The following is a 16,820-nucleotide window of genomic DNA, read 5'->3' as shown; positions in this document are numbered from 1 at the left end:
GGGGGCCAACGCCACCACGATCAAGATCGGCAACATCATGCCTTACTCGGGCCCGGGCTCGGCCTACGGCCTCATCGCCAAGACCGAGCAGGCCTATTTCCAGATGATCAACGACCAGGGCGGAATCAACGGCCGCAAGATCGAATTCATCAGCTACGACGATGCCTATTCGCCGCCGAAGGCCGTCGAGCAGGCGCGCAAGCTGGTCGAGAGCGACGAAGTGCTGGCGGTGTTCAACCCGCTCGGCACGCCCTCCAACACGGCGATCCAGAAGTATCTCAACGCCAAGAAGGTCCCGCAGCTGTTCGTCGCCACCGGCGCCACCAAGTGGAACGATCCGAAGCACTTCCCGTGGACGATGGGCTGGCAGCCCTCGTATCAGAGCGAGGCGCAGATCTACGCCAAGTATCTGCTCAAGGAAAAGCCGAACGCCAAGATCGCGATCCTCTACCAGAACGACGATTTCGGTAAGGACTACCTGAAGGGCACCAAGGACGGCCTCGGCGCCAAGGCGTCGTCGATGATCATCGCCGAGGAGAGCTACGAGATCTCCGAGCCGACCATCGACAGCCACATCGTCAAGCTGAAATCGCTCGATCCGGACGTCCTGCTGATCTACACGACGCCGAAATTCGGCGCCCAGACCATCAAGAAGACCGCCGAGCTCGGCTGGAAGCCGCTGCAGATCATCACCAACGTGTCGTCCTCAATCGGCAGCGTGATGCAGCCGGCCGGCGTCGAGAACGGCGAAGGCGTGCTGTCGGCCAACTACGGCAAGGACGCCACCGATCCGCAGTGGAAAGACGATCCCGGCATGAAGAAGTGGGCCGCGTTCGTCGACAAGTACATGCCGGACGCCAACAAGGCCGACAGCAATCTGGTCTACGGCTACGGGGCCGCGGCGACGCTGGTCGAGGTGCTGAAGAAGTGCGGCGACGACCTGACCCGCGCCAACGTGATGAAGCAGGCGGCGAGCCTGAAGGACTTCACGCCGGACACGCTGCTGCCGGGCGTCAAGATCAACACCTCGCCCACCGATTTCGCCCCGATCAGCCAGCTGCAGATGATGCGGTTCAAGGGCGGCAAGTGGGAGCTGTTCGGCGACGTCATCTCGGGCGACGTCGCGGCGGAATGAGCTGAACCTTTCCGCGCCGGAAAGACGAAGCCCTCGGCGGTCATCCGCCGGGGGCTTTTTCATTCGACAGGCGACCGGCGTTGCGCGCGGCTCGCTGCACCGCAAAACAAACCAGTCACTCTTCCCTCAATGCTGATTAGTTCGCTGCAGTGCACCGCGACTCTCGGGCTGCGACGAGGCGCCGCCGACTTCGGCTTGCTGATGGAGCGCCGCGGGTGTTGAATGCGGATCAGGAGCCGCCAAGAGCTCCGGCAATCACCAAAAGCAATCAGCACAAGAACAGGGAGCAACACATGCCCAAACTTCGTTCGCACGTGGTCGCGCTCGCGGCCGCGATCGCCGTTGGCGTCACCGCCTCTTCGGCGGCCTACGCACAGAAGAAGTACGACCCCGGCGTCAGCGACACCGAAATCAAGATCGGCAACATCATGCCCTATTCGGGCCCGGCCTCCGCTTACGGCGTGATCGGCCGCACCGAGGCGGCGTACTTCAAGATGATCAACGACAAGGGCGGCATCAACGGGCGCAAGATCAACTTCATCTCCTACGACGACTCCTATTCGCCGCCGAAGACCGTGGAACAGGCCCGCAAGCTGGTCGAGAGCGACGAGGTGCTGCTGATCTTCAACTCGCTCGGCACGCCACCGAACTCGGCGATCCACAAATACATGAACACCAAGAAGGTGCCTCAGCTGTTCGTCGCCACCGGCGCCAGCAAGTGGAACGATCCGAAGAACTATCCATGGACGATGGGCTGGCAGCCGAATTACCAGAGCGAGACCCAGATCTACGCGAAGTACATCCTCAAGAACATGCCGAACGCCAAGATCGCCGTGCTGTATCAGAACGACGACTACGGCAAGGACTATCTGAAGGGCTTCGAGGACGGCCTCGGTCCCAACCACGCCTCGATGATCGTAATGAAGGAGAGCTATGAGGTCTCCGAGCCGACCATCGACAACCACATCGTGAAGCTGAAGGCGACCGGCGCCGACGTCTTCATCAACATCACCACGCCGAAATTCGCCGCCCAGGCGATCAAGAAGCTCGCCGAAATCGACTGGAAGCCGACGCACTTCCTCAACAACGTGTCGGCCTCGGTCGGCAGTGTGATCAAGCCGGCCGGCTACGACAATGCCCAGGGTATCATCTCGGCGGCTTATCTGAAGGACGTCTCCGACGAGCAGTGGAAGAACGACCCCGGCATGAAGGACTTCGTCGCCTTCATGGACAAGGAGTTCCCGGAGGGCAACAAGCTCGACGGCGGCACCGTGGTCGGCTACGGCGTGGCGCAGACGCTGGTCGAAGTGCTGAAGAAGTGCGGAGACAATCTCACCCGCGAGAACGTCATGAAGCAGGCCGCCAGCCTGAAGGACTTCCGCACTGAAGTGCTGCTGCCGGGCATCAAGATCAACACCTCGCCCACCGACTTCGCTCCGATCAGCCAGTTGCAGCTGCAGCGCTTCAAGGGCGAGAAGTGGGAGCTGTTCGGCGACGTCATCAGCGCGGATGTGGGGGGCTGAACCGGCGAAGCGAGCGCCCTCTGGGGCTGCGTCGTCATCCTGAGGTGCGCGCGTAGCGCGCCTCGAAGGATGCGGCCAAAGGCACCTGTCGCTCATCCTTCGAGGCCTACTGGGTCGCGCTTCGCGCGGCCCAGTAGGCGCCTCAGGATGACGGCGGTGGTTGAAGCAGCCGTTTTCTCTTCGGTCCATTAGTGGATGCCCGGCACGAGGCCGGGCATGACGGCGTGGGCGTGCTAAGTCAGCGAGCTATTACGCCGCCGCTTCATAGTTGACCTCGGTCTCCGCCAGCTTCGTCAGCGATACGTCGGTGTTCTTTTCCTGCTGCAGCGTCTGGTCGATCAGCTTGACGGCATCCTTCATGCCGAGCATGCCGGCCCAGGTCTTCAGTGTGCCGTAGCGCGAGATCTCGTAGTGTTCGACCGCCTGGGCGGCGGCGAGCAGGCCGGCGTCGAGCGCTTCGGTGCCCTTGTACTCGTCCATGATCTCCTTGCCCTCGTCGAGAATGCCCATGATGGCGTCGCAGGTCTTGCCGCGGGCGGGCTTGTCGAGCAGCTCGAACACCTGCTCCAGCCGCTCGACCTGACCTTCGGTCTCGGCAAGGTGCTTCTCGAACGCGGCGCGCAGCTTGGGGGAGTTGGCCGCCTTGGCCATCTTCGGCAGCGCCTTCATGATCTGCTTCTCGGCGTAGTAAATGTCCTTGAGCGTGTCGAGGAAGAGGTCGTTGAGGTCCTTGCCCTTGGCGGCCATCAGTCGTCTCCGTGAGATGAGTGGGTGGATCGTGTCCGCCCAACGCAACCCTGAGGCGATTGTTCCGAGTTCGACCGCGAGCCGCGCGCAATGCCGCGCCTTCATCAATTGATCCGAGCGACAATGCGGTTATGTGCGAGGATTGCCGCTCGTTGCAACTTGCTAACCGTCATCCTGAGGTGCCGTCGCGGCAGCGACGGCCTCGAAGGATGGGCTGCGCGCTTGGCGTCTGCACGCCGCTTGCAATCATCCTTCGAGGCTCGCTGCGCTCGCGCCTCAGGATGACGTCCAGCTGGCGGCGAGCTAAGACGCCGCGAGCTGGCTTTCGATCAGCTTGATCCAATACGACGTGCCGAACACGATGGCGTCGTCGTTGAAATTGTAGGCCGGGTGATGGAGCCCGGCGCTGTCGCCGTTGCCGAGGAAGATGAAGGCGCCGGGGCGCTTCTCCAGCATGTAGGCGAAGTCTTCGGCGCCCATCATCGGCGGCATCGCCACGACGTTGCTGTCGCCGGCGACGTCACGTGCGACCCGCCGCGCCACGTCGCTCTGCGGCGCGTGATTGACCAGCACCGGATAGCCGCGCTCGTAGGTCAGTTCGATCTTGGCCCCGGTGACCTGCGCCACGCCGGCGACGACGTCACGGATGCGCTTCTCCAGAAGATCGCGCACTTCGGACGTCAGCGTCCGCACCGTGCCCTTCAGTTCGGCGGTGTGCGGAATGACGTTGCGGGCGTTGCCGGCGTGAAATTCGCAGATCGAGATCACCGCGGCTTCCAGCGGATCGACATTGCGCGACACGATCGTCTGCAGCGCGTTGATCAGCTGGGTGCCGACCAGCACCGAGTCGATGCACATATGCGGCCGCGCAGCGTGGCCGCCGAGGCCTTCGATGCGGATGTCGATCGAATCCGTCGCCGCCATGATCGGCCCTTCGCTGATCGCGAAGGCGCCGACCGGAATGCCGGGACCGTTGTGCATGCCGTAGAACTGCTCGATGCCGAAGCGCTCGACCAGGCCGTCGTCGAGCATGGCGGCTGCGCCCGCCCCGCCCTCCTCGGCCGGCTGGAAGATCACCACGGCGGTGCCGGCGAAATTGCGGGTTTCGGCCAGATAGCGGGCGGCGCCGAGCAGCATGGCGGTGTGGCCGTCATGGCCGCAGGCGTGCATCTTGCCGGGTACGGTCGAAGCATAAGGCAGCCCGGTTTCTTCCTCGATCGGCAGCGCGTCCATGTCGGCGCGCAGGCCGACCACCTTGAGATCGCCGTTTCCGACCGGCTTGGCGCCGCGGATGACGCCGACGACGCCGGTGCGACCGATCCCGGTCACCACCTCGTCGCAGCCGAATTCGCGCAAGCGCGCGGCGACGAACTCGGCGGTGCGCTCGACGTCGTATTGCAGCTCCGGGAACCGATGGATGTCGTGGCGCCATGCCATGATTTCGGGCTGCAGGTCGGCGACACGATTGAGCACGGGCATTGGATTCCTCGAACAGCTTTGCGTACGCGGGTAAGGCAGGCTACCGGCCCGGCCGCCGCCGGGCAACTGTACAGCGCGCCGCGGCGGCGCTAAGCCTCGGCGCAATCACGCGAACAAGCACGAAACGGACCAGGCGGGAACGATGACGGCGCAGATCGAGGGCGAGTTCGACTATATCGTGGTGGGTGCCGGCACTGCCGGCTGCATCGTCGCCAACCGGCTGTCGGCAAATCCCAAGCACCGCGTGCTGCTGCTCGAGGCCGGCGGCAAGGACAACTGGATCTGGTTTCACATCCCGGTCGGCTATCTGTTCGCGATCGGCAATCCGCGCTCGGACTGGATGTTCAAGACCGATCCGGAGCCCGGCCTCAACGGCCGCTCGCTGGCCTATCCGCGCGGCAAGGTGCTGGGCGGCTCGTCTGCCATCAACGCGATGATCTCGATGCGCGGCCAGGCTGCCGATTACGATCACTGGCGCCAGCTCGGCCTCAATGGCTGGGGCTGGGACGATGTCCGGAAGGTCTTCCGGCGGCTGGAAGATCACTTCCTCGGCGACGGCGAACATCACGGCACCGGCGGCGGCTGGCGCATCGAGGCGGCGCGGCTGTCGTGGCCGATCCTCGACGCGGTGGCGGACGCCGCCTGCGAAATGGGCATTCCGCGCAGCGCCGATTTCAACACCGGCGACAACGAGGGCGTCGGCTATTTCCATGTCAACCAGAAGCGTGGCCGGCGCTGGTCGTCGGCGCGCGGCTTCCTCAAGCCGGCGCTGCACCGGCCCAATCTGCGGGTCGAGACCCACGTGGTCGCCGACCGGCTGATCGTAGAAAACGGCCGCGCCGTCGGCGTCCGCTTCCGGCAGAACGGTGTCGTCACCGAGGCGCGGGCGCGCGGCGAAGTGATTTTGTGTTCGGGCTCGATCGGCTCGGTGCAGGTGCTGCAGCGCTCGGGCATCGGCCCGGCCGACTGGCTGGCGCCGCTCGGCATCGATATGGTCGCCGACCGCGCCGGTGTTGGTCGTAATTTGCAGGACCATCTGCAGCAGCGCGCGATCTACAAGGTGTCGGGCGGACAGACGCTCAACGACATCTATCACTCGCTGCCGCGGCGTGCGTGGATGGGAATCGACTACGCGTTCCGCCGGCGCGGGCCGCTGACCATGGCGCCGTCGCAGCTCGGCATCTTCACCCGCTCCGATCCGCGCCAGGAGCGCGCCAACATCCAGTTTCACGTCCAGCCGCTGTCGCTCGACAAGTTCGGCGATCCGCTGCACCGCTTCTCCGCGATCACGGTGGCGGCCTGCAATCTGCGCCCGACCTCACGCGGCGAGATCAAGCTGAAATCGACCGCGCTCGACGCCGCCCCCTCGATCGCGCCGCATTATCTGACGACCGACGAGGACCGCCTGGTGGCCGCCGACGCCATCCGCACCACACGCTGGCTGATGAAGCAGCAGGCGCTGGCGAAGTATCAGCCCGAGGAGTATCTGCCCGGCCCGTCGGTCGGCGACGACGACGCGTCGCTGGCCAAGGCCGCCGGCGACATCGGCACCACGATCTTCCATCCCGTCGGCACCGCCAAAATGGGCCTGCCCAGCGACCCGACGGCGGTGGTCGACGAACGTCTGCGCGTCTACGGCATCGAGCGGCTGCGAGTCGTCGACGCCTCGGTGATGCCGACCATCACCTCGGGCAATACCAACACGCCGACCGCGATGATCGCGGAAAAGGGCGCGGAGATGATCGTGGCGGATGGAAAGTAGTACCACGCGCGGACCACCGGCCGGCCGCGCCACCGCGACCTTCCGCATATTCTAAACTCGCCGAAGAAGCGCGTGGGACTATGAGGTTACGCTGATATTCAGAGCTCGCTGCACGCCGTGCGCGAGCACTTGAAATTGTTGCACCCCGGCATTGCTGTTACGCCGCTCGACGTTCAGCGACGAAGCCTCGTCGCTTCGATCGCCCAACTTCATTCGAGCTACATGACAGTGACCGCTGCACCTCTCCCGACGATCGCCGTCGAAGGCGAAGAAGACCTCATCCACATCAGCTATGACGCGGTCGCCGCGTATCACGGCCAAGCCGCCCTGGCGATGCTGGCGGTGACGTTTCAGGCGCTGCGCCTGATGCTGCCGGCGCTGTCGCCGGAGCGACCACCGCGCCGCGCCGACCTTGTGGTCATCAGCGGCCATCCGGGGCCCGGTGTGCGCGATGCCTTCGAGTTCGTCACCCGTGCGGCGACGCGCGGCGTCTACACCGTGGACCGCTCGCTGGCCGAGGCGCGGCTGTGTCCGGGCGTCGACATGTCCTACAGCTGGCGGGTCTCGGCGGGTGACCGCACCGTCGGCGCGGCACTGCGCCGAGGCGTGGTGCCCGAGCGGTTCTTCGAACTGATCGCCGCCGGCAGCGCGCGGAGCTCGGTCGACTCTGCAGAACTATCGACCCTGAAGCGCCGTATCGCGCAGGACGTCCTCGCCGCTGCGCCGGACACCCTGTTCGACCGGCTGTAAGTCGGAGCACGCCATGGCGACGATCGTCCGCTTCTCGTGCGGCCACAACATCTCGTCCGCCGGCTGGGCCGAACGGCTGGCCGGTCTCTCCTGCACCGTCCGCGATGTCGATCTCTATGCGCTCGACGCTGCACTGCTCGGCAGTGCAGACGCGCTGCTGATCGGCATGCACATGGATCAGCGCTTCCTGCAGGCCCATACGGCTCTGCTCGATGATTACGTCGCCGGCGGCGGCCGCATCGCGATCAGCGGCCACATCGCGCACCCGTTTCTCACCGGGCTCAGTCCGGTGCGGCCACTGGACGGCGGCGGGATTGCGGACCTGACGATATCACGCGTCAAACCACACCCGATCTGGGAGGGCGTCGAGCTCGACGACCTCATCTTCCGCCGCGGCGTCGCCGGCTTTTACGGCCACGTCTGGCATGTCCCGCCTGAGGACGCGAACGTGATTCACACGCTGGGGCCGTCCCGCCTCCCGCTCGACTTCATCTATCGGCACGGCCGCGGCGAAGTGCTGATGCACGGCGGCAATGACATGTGGAGCTTCGGCGGCGACGACTCGACGCGGCGATTGCTGCCGCAACTCGTATCCTGGCTGGTGGAGGCGCGCGCATGACCGTCGCAGTTCTCGATAGCGGCACCTATTATCACCACGAGGCGATCTTCGGGGAGCGCTTCCGTGACCGGTTCGATCGCGTGATCTATACGCCGGCACTGACTTCGGCCGATCTCGCCGAGCCGACGCTGCTGATCGTGCCGGATCGCACGAATCCCGCTCTGCTACGCCAGCACCAGCCGCTGCTGACCGATTATCTCGGCCGCGGCCGCACGCTGGTGGTGCTCGGCGAATGTGAAGCCGAGACCTGGGCGCCAGGTGTGCGAACCGCCGGGCGCCCGACGAACTTCTGGTGGTGGCTGGACCCCACGCAGAAGCCACCGCACCAGTTCGTTGCGCCCGAGCACGAAATGTTCGGCTACATCGCGCCGGAGTCGACGATCTGGCACATTCACGGCGTGCTGTTTCCGCCTGCCGGCGCGCAGCCGTTGGTCGCCGTGCCGGAGGATAGAAACGGCCGCGATCCAGCCGGCGTGCTGCTATACGACGACCGCGTCACGACGCCGGGACGGCTGGTCGTGTCGATGCTCGACCCGTTCTATCACCACGGCAGCCGGTTCATGCCCGCGGCGACACGGTTCCTGGACGGCCTGCTGCGCTGGGCGCAGCACGCCGCGCGATCATAGTGACGTCGGCGCCGACGCTCCTGCGTCGGTGAGCCGATGCACCGGCACGGTCGTCTCGATGCGTTCGCCGTCTGCAATAACAGCGACACGGCGCACGGGCACGCCGTAGAGCCGCGACAGATTGGCGTCGTCGAGCGTCGTCGCGGCGGGCCCGAACACGGGCTCGCCAGTCATCATCAGGACCTTGTCGGCGACAGCGAGCGCGTGATCCGGATGATGGGTGGTGAACACCACCGTCATGCCCTTGTCGCGGACCAGTCGCCGGATCAGTCGCAGCACCACACCCTGATTGGCGAGGTCGAGCGCCGAGGCCGGCTCGTCGAGTAGTAAGACGCGGCAATCGCCGGCGAGCGCGCGGGCGAACAGCACGAGCTGGCGCTGACCACCACTCAGCCGATCGTAACGACGATCGGCGAGATCCGAGATGCCGACCGCGGCAAGGCTTTGCTCGGCGCGAGCGACATCACGCCCGCCAGGTGCACCGAAGCGGCCGAGATAGCGGCTGCGACCGAGCAACACCATGTCGATCACCCGATAACCGACATCGCCGCGCAGCGCTTGCGGCACGACGCCGACGATGCCGTCGACATGAATCCGCCCCTGCTTCAAGGTCAGCGTCGCCGCGAGTGCGCGTAGCAATGTCGTCTTGCCACAGCCGTTCGGCCCGAGAATCGCCGTCGCCTCACCCTCCGCGACCGCGAACGAGAGATCGCGAAACAGCCACTGCTCTTGCCGGAACCAATGCCCGGCGCCGTCGACTCTGATCATGCTCCCTGCCCTCGCGCATGCCGGCGCAGCAACCAGGCGAACACTGGCGTGCCGATGATCGCGGTGACGATGCCGACCGGGATCTCGGCGGCCGACAGATCTCGCGCCAGCGTGTCTGCCGCCATCAGGAAGGCCGCGCCGGTGACGGTCGACACCGGAAGTAGCCGGCGATGATCGGCGCCGACCACCATGCGGACGAGATTGGGAATCACCAGGCCGACCCACCCGATCGTGCCGGAAACCGCCACCTGAGCCGAGATCGCCAGACAGGCGGCGGCAAGCAGGATGAGCCGGTCGCGGCGCGGATCGACGCCGAGCGACATCGCCTCTTCGTCGCCGAGCGACAGCACGTTGACGCGCCAGCGCATCGCCAGCATCACGCCGCCGCCGAGGAGGCTACACAGCGTCAGCAGCACCACATTCGGCCAACTCGCCGCCGCGAAGCTGCCGAGCAGCCAGAACACGATGCCGGGCAGCTTCACCTCCGGATCGGCGATGAAGGTGACAAAGCCGACGAGCGCGCCGCAGAACGCGCCGACCACGACGCCGGCGAGCACCAGCGTCAGCACCGGCGAGACGCCGTCGCCGCGATGCATGAGAACCACCGCGGCGAGCGCGAGCGCGGCGCCCGCGAAGGCACCGACGTGAACCGGCAGACCGAAGCCGAACAGCAGGATGGCGACGACGCCGCCGAGCGAAGCGCCGGATGCCGCGCCGATCGTCTGCGGGCCGACCAGAGGATTGCGAAACATGCCCTGCAACACGGCGCCCGACAGCGCCAACCCCGCCCCCGCGATTCCCGCCATCAGCACCCGCGGCAGCCGCACCGTGGTAACCACGATGCGCTCGGTTGCAGACCACTCCACCGGCACCCAGCCGGACGGCAGCCAGTCGCCAGCCGCGAAGCCGAGGCGGCCGAACAGCTCGTGAAACAAAATGCCGAACACGTGCGCCACCGACACCTGATAACGCCCCGCCGACAGGCACAGCAGCGCCGTCACGATCGGCAGCGCCACCAGCGCCGCAACGGCGATCGGACCTGCGACGAGGCGGCCGGGACGAACAGCCGCGGCATCGAGCGCACTCATGGCACGGCCGCATATCGCGCATAGCCGGCCGATCCGCCGTTCTGCCGCGCGTACAGGATGGCGTCGATCTCGCTATCGATCAGCGAATGATCGTAGAGGAATGTGTACCAGTCGCGCATCTCGGTGCGCAGGTCGATGGTGACGCGATCAGGATGCAGCAGCCCCGCAAGCCAAGTCCACGTCAGCGCCGATTCATGGCTCGGCGGATCCCAGCGATATCCCCCGAGCGGGACGCGATAAATTCGCCGCTCCCGCACGGCCGTGATGCTCTGCAGACGCGGATCGCCGTACAGGTCGGACGGCATCGCTGTGTCGAAATTGCCGAGCAGGATCACGTCCGGATTCCACACCAGCATCTGCTCGAGCGTCACGGTGCGGCTGCCGCCGATCTCAGCCGCAACGTTGCGTCCGCCCGCGGTCCGGATCACGAAATCCGAATAGGTGTCGCGCCCCGCGACGGCGAACGACTCCGATGCGCGCGACAGATGCAGGACGCGCGGCCGCTCGCTATCGGAAAGGTCGGCGAGCGCTCCGGCGAGCGCCGCGCGTTGCTGCCGCTGCTTTGCGACGATCGCCGCGGCACGCGTCTCCTGCCCGGCGAGCCGCCCCATCATCAAGATCGCGCCTTCGACCTCGTCCCGGGCGCCGTAGCGTAGTCCCAGCACGGACAAGCCGGCACGATCGAGGACTGCGATCGGTTCATCACCCGACGTCGCCCATTGCAGCACGGCATCCGGATGCAGAGCCATGATGGATTCGACGTTCGGCATGACGCCGGCGCCCTGCGTGATATTCGTCGGAATCCGATCGAACGCGGGGAAGATCCGGCCGAGAATGCCGGACTGCATCGCCGTCGCCGACGCCGGGTTCATGCCGGCGACATGCTCGGTCGAGCGATCGATGGCCATGTAGGTCGACGGCGCCGGCATCGGCAGAAACACGACGCGGCGCGCCGGCGCGGGAATATCGACCACGCGGCCACGCTGATCGACGATCTCGATCGCAGTCGCCGGGCCGAAGATGCCGCAGGCAACGACGAACGCGGTCACCGCGACGATCGACGGTCTTCTCAAACGCGAAGACGATGACATGTGTTCAAAGACATCGGAGAGTCGGAGCTCCGTCGAGACGACGAATTGGACACACATTCCATAGGCCGGCGCCCGACAACTTCAAACGCCAAAGGTCCATTCGGCACCGAAGATCGCCGCTCGAGATGGTAGAATAGTTCGAGATCAGCATCGTCGGAGCGCCGATCGTCGCCGGCCATCGACCTGGCCGCGTGCATCGACGACGGATTGAAACTGTAACGCTACCTGTAATACTTCCAAGTCGTAATACTTCCAACTCGCGCGCGGATTGTGGCTCACGCAAATACGGCACGCTAATCACCCAGCTTGCTAACCGAGAACTGGGGGACATAGCTGATGGGGCCGAGAGCTTTCGCGGTCGAAACGAACAGGCGTCGCACATCGACCTCGACCTTTGCGCTGACCGTCGCGACGGCGTGCGTGATGGCGACTGGTGCGAGTGTCGATACATGGGCACAGACCGCGAGTAGTCCGCCGCGTGACCCCAGCCACGTCCTGCCCCCGGTGAGCGTGGAAGCGGGAAAGCAATCGAAGCCGGCGCGTCCGAAGGCTCAGAACGGAGGCCGGGGAGCGCGACGAACTCCGGCATCTGCGGCACGATCGGCACAGAACCAGCCGGCTGTCGCGCCGACCTCAGGACAGTCGAGCAGCACGGCCCTCAAGCCGCTGGGTGGCAAATTTCAGCAGCCCGGCATTCCGCACCCCGCGCAACAAAGCATCACGGTCGTGCAGCGCGAGCAGATCGAGCAGACGAGCCCGACCAGCCTGCTCGACATCCTGCAGGGCGTACCCGGTGTTTCGATCGCCCGCGCCGGCGGGATCGGCGGTCAGATTTATCTGCGCGGCTTTTCGTCCAATAACTGGCGCTCGCCGATGTATGTCGACGGCGACCGCTTCCGCGGCCGCAACACCCTACAGCTCAACTACTTCGCACCCGAAGAAATCGAACGTGTCGAGGTGGTGCGCGGACCGGCCTCGGTGGTCTATGGGTCGGAGGCAATGACTGGCCTCGTCAACGTCGTCACCCGCCGGCCGACGGTCGATCCATTCGGTCCCTGGCGGCTCACACATGGCGGTTTCTCGGCCGGATACAGTTCGGTCGACAACGGCTTCAGCACCTACGAGTGGGCACAGGCGGCCGGCCTCGGCTTCGACGTGCTGGGCGGCGTCAGCTATCGCAAGGGCGGCAACTACCAGACCGCGAGCGGACCGGCCCTCAACAGCGACTACGAAAGCATCGGCGGCAATCTGCGGCTCGGCTGGTCTCCCGACTACAATCAGCGTTTCGAGCTGACCCTGCGCGACTATTGGGAAGAGGACGGCCGCGCCGGCGGCGTCGGCGGTGCGCCGGGCTGGCCGTATATGCAGGTTCGGCAGCAACCCAATCAAGTCCAGATGGCGAAGTTGTCGTATTCGGGCGATTTCGCCGATCAGCTGGTTCAGCACGTCGAGGGATCGTTCTACGCCAACTACTTCGACACCAAGCTCGCCACGGTGAACACCGCAACGCGCGGCGTCACGACGACCTCGGTGAGCCACGTCGGAGGCCCCCTGGTGATCGGCGGTCGGGCTCAGGGCGTGATCCCGTGGGAGCCTGCGCAGTGGGGTCTGGTGAAGACGACGTTCGGGCTCGACGGCTTCCAGGAATGGCGCCCCGGCAGCAGTTCGTGGTCGATGCGGCAAACGGCGACGAGTTCGACGATCACGCCGGAAGCCAAGAATGGCCCCGACAGCGCCCAGGCCAACATGGGCGCCTTCATGCTCCACGAATGGACGCCGATCAGGCTGCTGACCCTGTCTGCCGGCGGCCGATTCGATTGGTTCAACACCACGTCCGAATTGTCTCCGGTCAGCTCGGCCAGAGCGCTCTCGGTGCTGCGCAACAATAGCGACGTGACGACGACCGCGCCGACCGGAAGCGTCGGTGCCACCGTGCACGTGACGCCGGTTCTCGACTTGCTGGCCTCGATGGGGACGTCTTATCGCTATCCGACCAATTCGGAGTTGTTTGCTTTTTCGGCGACATCGATTCCCAATCCGGAATTGAAGCCGGAAACCGGCGTGACCTACGAAGGCGGGTTTCAGCTGAACTTTCCGACCGCGACCTTCAAGGTCACGGCGTTCGACAGTCACTACGCGAACTTCCTGCAGACGATCTTCGTCACCTACAACGGCGCCTCCGTAACCCAGAGCCAGAACGTCGGCCATGCGACAGTGGACGGTGTCGAAGCGGAGGCGCGCTGGCAGATCACGCCCTCCGTCAATCTGAACGGCAACGTCGCTTGGCTGCAGGCCAGCAACACCGATACCAACACGCCGCTGCCCTACATCGCTCCGTGGAAGGGGCGCGGCGGCATACAATACGCTCCGCCCGGACAAGGCTTTGCACTGAGCGCGGCGGTCGACTGGGGCGCGTCGAAGACACGCATCGACCCTTCGCAGGAATATCCGACCGCAGGCTATGCGGTGCCGAGCCTCTACGCGTCGCTCGATCTCGGCGTCCTCGTCTCGCCGCGGCTCGGCGACACCAAACTGCATCTCAGCCTGCAGAACATTTTCGACACCCGCTATGTGAGTGCGGCGACCTATGTGAACCGGTCCTACCCCCAATCGATGTACAATCCCCTCCTCGAGCCCGGCCGCAACTTCACCGCCCGCCTCACGCACACGTTCTGATCGGAGCCCCCTCCGATCGCACCATCCGTCACGGGACTGGTCAAAGAAGCTAGCGTGGTCGCGATGCCTTTTGCGACCACGACATTGCGGTCCTGCTACTCGACAAGACCCCGGCGCGAGTGTTAACGAGGTTTCAAGGAAAGCTGGGGACGAGGTCGATGCGACGGCGGTTGGGGACGTTCAGTCCACTCGCCATGCTGGCGTTGATGGCGCTGATACTCGCGCCGATCAGTGCTGCGCGGCTCGCGTCGCTTATGGTCGGCGACCCGCTCGCCCACGCCTCGATCTGCGCCGGGCTGCACGATGGTGGCAGCCAGGAACAGCCGTCCCAACAGCCGCATCAGACCGACGACTGCTGCGCGATCTGCGCCGTGCTGATCGACGGCGTGCTTGCCGCTACCCCACCGTCGCCGTTTTTCGTCGCGGTTCAGCGCAAGTATCAGCTCGTCACCTGGCTGCGCGTCGCCGAGCCCACAGCCGATATCCGCGTCGGCTCCAATACGCAGCCCCGCGCGCCCCCGACCCTTTCCTGACCTGAAACGATCAGCACGCGCCGGTTCTCCCCCGGCGTTCTTCAGGCATTTGGTCGGCCGGCCGATGATGGCGGCTGCGGAATTCACCCATGATCAAACGATGCGCCTTGGGCAGCGTCGGCACGGCTGTGCTGTGCGGCGGCCTGCTCGGAATGACGTCGCAAGCGAGCGCTCAGACCGCGAACCAGCCGCTGCCGCCGGTGACGGTCGAGGCACCGGGACCGCACCGGGCGGCGAAGCCTGACGGGTCCAAGGCCGCCCGAACGGCCACCCACCGCCGCCGCGTCGCCGAAAAACCCGTGCCGGCCGCTCCGCCAGCGCAGCAGAGCGGCACCAGCCTGGCCGCCGGCTCGCTCGGTAATCCGCCGATCAAGGACAAGTATCAACTACCGCAAACCTCGGCGAGCATCACGGCTGCCGAGATCCAGCAGAAGATCAATATCGTCGACACCGAAGATGCGGTGAAGTACATGCCGAGCCTGTTCGTGCGCAAGCGCAACGCCGGCGATACGCAACCAGTGCTGGCGACGCGGACCGCCGGCGTCGGCGCCAGCGCCCGCAGCCTGGTCTATGCCGACGACATCCTGCTCAGCGCGCTGATCGCCAACAACAACACCATCGGTGCGCCGCGTTGGGGGCTGGTGGCGCCGGAGGAGATCGAACGTGTCGATTTCCTGTACGGTCCGTTCTCCGCGGCCTATCCCGGCAACTCGCTCGGCGGCGTGCTGCAGATCACCACGCGGATGCCGGAGAAGCTGGAAGTCACCGGCAAACAGACCGAAGCGTTTCAGACCTTCAGCCGCTATGGCACCACGAACACCTATCCGACCAGCCAGAGCAGCCTCTCGCTCGGCGACAAGGTCGGCAACTTCTCCTATCTGATCAGCGGCAACTTCCAGGACAGCTACAGCCAGCCACTGACCTGGGTGACGACGTCATCGACGCCGGCGGGCACCACCGGCACGATTCCGGCGCTCAACAAACTCGGCGCGGTCGCCAATGTCGTCGGCGCCGGCGGGCTGCTGCACACCGAGATGGCCAATCTGAAGGGCAAGCTGGCATGGGACGTCACGCCGCTGGTCAAGGCCACGCTGACGACGGCGTATTGGTCTAACGACGCCAATTCCGACGTGCAGACCTATCTGCGGACGGCGACCGGCGTGCCGACGTTCGGCGGGGTCGCGGGCTTCGCCAGCAATAACTACACGTTGCACGAAAAGCATCTCGCCAACTCGCTGTCGGTGAAATCGGACACCAAGGGCACCTACGACTTCGACCTGTCGGTGTCGCGCTACGATTTCCTGCAGGATATCCAGCGTTCGCCTTACGGTGTCGGCAGCGGCACCAGCTTCACCACCAACGGCAAGATCGCCCGGCTCGACGGCACCAACTGGACCAACGGCGACGCGAAGGGGATCTGGCGGCCCGACGACTTCAACGAGATCAGCTTCGGCGTTCACGCCGACCGCTACTATCTGAACAACCCGACCTACGCGACCCCGACCTGGGCCGGAGGCAGCGACTCGACATCGACGCTGTATTCGAACGGCCGCGGCGCGACGCAGACGCAGGCGCTGTGGCTGCAGGACGCGTGGAAGTTCGTGCCCGACTGGAAACTCACCGTCGGCGGCCGCTTCGAACACTGGAGCGCGACCGACGGCGTCAACCTCGGCACGGTGCAGACATCGAGCGGCGCCATCACCAGCACGACGATCACCAACCAGCCGGAGATCGACGCCACGCGGTTTTCGCCAAAGGCGTCGCTGTCCTGGATGCCGTCGGCACAGTGGGAGGTGACCGGCTCGGTCGGCCAAGCCTATCGCTTCCCGACCGTCAGCGAACTGTATCAGATCGTGCAGACAGGTCTCGTGTACTCGACACCGAACCCGAACCTCAAACCGGAGAACGGCGTCAGCGAAGAGATCGCGATCCAGCGCAAATTCACCGACGGCAATATCCGGCTGTCGGTTTTCAACGAATACATCCGCGACGCGCTGATCTCGCAGACCGGCCTGCTCAGTGG

At 65.3% G+C, this 16,820-nt stretch carries 14 protein-coding genes; 9 read left to right on the top strand and 5 right to left on the bottom strand.

Annotated elements, in window-relative coordinates; translation table 11 throughout:
• On the top strand, positions 1-1,135 hold a 1,135-nt coding region (locus I5M_RS26570), incomplete at its 5' end, for an ABC transporter substrate-binding protein (RefSeq protein WP_022724170.1).
• Between the two features lie 293 nt (positions 1,136-1,428).
• Positions 1,429-2,658 (top strand): ABC transporter substrate-binding protein, encoded by a 1,230-nt coding sequence (locus I5M_RS26565; RefSeq protein ID WP_022724169.1) that lies wholly within the window; start codon positions 1,429-1,431, stop codon positions 2,656-2,658.
• Between the two features lie 249 nt (positions 2,659-2,907).
• Here the strand turns inward: I5M_RS26565 and I5M_RS26560 are convergent, their stop codons facing one another.
• Positions 2,908-3,405, bottom strand: a complete 498-nt coding sequence (locus I5M_RS26560; RefSeq protein WP_022724168.1) for a ferritin-like domain-containing protein — start codon at positions 3,403-3,405, stop codon at positions 2,908-2,910.
• Between the two features lie 303 nt (positions 3,406-3,708).
• Complete coding sequence (locus I5M_RS26555) at positions 3,709-4,884, bottom strand: M20 aminoacylase family protein (protein ID WP_022724167.1); 1,176 nt, start codon at positions 4,882-4,884, stop codon at positions 3,709-3,711.
• Positions 4,885-5,026: 142 nt separating this feature from the next.
• Here I5M_RS26555 and I5M_RS26550 point away from each other — a divergent pair, with 142 nt between their 5' ends.
• The 4 genes from I5M_RS26550 to I5M_RS26535 all read left to right on the top strand — a co-directional run bounded on the left by I5M_RS26550 (position 5,027) and on the right by I5M_RS26535 (position 8,641).
• Positions 5,027-6,646: a GMC family oxidoreductase gene (locus I5M_RS26550; protein ID WP_022724166.1), complete on the top strand. Its 1,620-nt coding sequence runs from the start codon at positions 5,027-5,029 to the stop codon at positions 6,644-6,646.
• Positions 6,647-6,868: 222 nt separating this feature from the next.
• Positions 6,869-7,396, top strand: coding sequence for a hypothetical protein (locus tag I5M_RS26545; RefSeq protein WP_022724165.1), 528 nt, complete (start codon positions 6,869-6,871; stop codon positions 7,394-7,396).
• Between the two features lie 13 nt (positions 7,397-7,409).
• A complete protein-coding gene (locus I5M_RS26540) occupies positions 7,410-8,015 on the top strand; it encodes a hypothetical protein (RefSeq protein WP_022724164.1) in 606 nt (201 codons plus the stop codon).
• Positions 8,012-8,641 carry a hypothetical protein gene (locus I5M_RS26535; protein WP_022724163.1) on the top strand — a complete coding sequence of 210 codons (630 nt, stop codon included), beginning with the start codon at positions 8,012-8,014 and terminating at the stop codon, positions 8,639-8,641. Before I5M_RS26540 ends, I5M_RS26535 begins: the two co-directional genes overlap by 4 nt.
• Here the strand turns inward: I5M_RS26535 and I5M_RS26530 are convergent.
• The 3 genes from I5M_RS26530 to I5M_RS26520 are packed head-to-tail and all read right to left on the bottom strand — an operon-like array spanning position 8,636 to position 11,546.
• Positions 8,636-9,409 (bottom strand): ABC transporter ATP-binding protein, encoded by a 774-nt coding sequence (locus I5M_RS26530; protein WP_022724162.1) that lies wholly within the window; start codon positions 9,407-9,409, stop codon positions 8,636-8,638. The genes I5M_RS26535 and I5M_RS26530 overlap by 6 nt on opposite strands.
• Positions 9,406-10,497, bottom strand: coding sequence for an iron ABC transporter permease (locus I5M_RS26525; RefSeq protein ID WP_022724161.1), 1,092 nt, complete (start codon positions 10,495-10,497; stop codon positions 9,406-9,408). Before I5M_RS26525 ends, I5M_RS26530 begins: the two co-directional genes overlap by 4 nt.
• Complete coding sequence (locus tag I5M_RS26520; RefSeq protein WP_244432101.1) at positions 10,494-11,546, bottom strand: ABC transporter substrate-binding protein; 1,053 nt, start codon at positions 11,544-11,546, stop codon at positions 10,494-10,496. Before I5M_RS26520 ends, I5M_RS26525 begins: the two co-directional genes overlap by 4 nt.
• 378 nt (positions 11,547-11,924) lie before the next feature.
• Here I5M_RS26520 and I5M_RS26515 point away from each other — a divergent pair, with 378 nt between their 5' ends.
• The 3 genes from I5M_RS26515 to I5M_RS26505 all read left to right on the top strand — a co-directional run.
• The gene (locus I5M_RS26515) at positions 11,925-14,264 is read left to right on the top strand and encodes a TonB-dependent receptor (RefSeq protein WP_031337680.1); all 2,340 of its coding nucleotides are present in this window, start codon (positions 11,925-11,927) and stop codon (positions 14,262-14,264) included.
• A gap of 158 nt (positions 14,265-14,422) precedes the next feature.
• Positions 14,423-14,797 (top strand): DUF2946 domain-containing protein, encoded by a 375-nt coding sequence (locus tag I5M_RS26510; protein WP_022724158.1) that lies wholly within the window; start codon positions 14,423-14,425, stop codon positions 14,795-14,797.
• Between the two features lie 89 nt (positions 14,798-14,886).
• The coding region (locus I5M_RS26505) for a TonB-dependent receptor domain-containing protein (protein ID WP_022724157.1) at positions 14,887-16,820 on the top strand (1,934 nt) is incomplete at its 3' end.

Source organism: Rhodopseudomonas sp. B29 (assembly GCF_000333455.1).
In the GTDB taxonomy this organism is placed as follows: Bacteria; Pseudomonadota; Alphaproteobacteria; order Rhizobiales; family Xanthobacteraceae; genus Rhodopseudomonas.
Note: the sequence above shows the minus strand (reverse complement) of the source record. Positions and strands in the feature narration are given on the sequence as shown.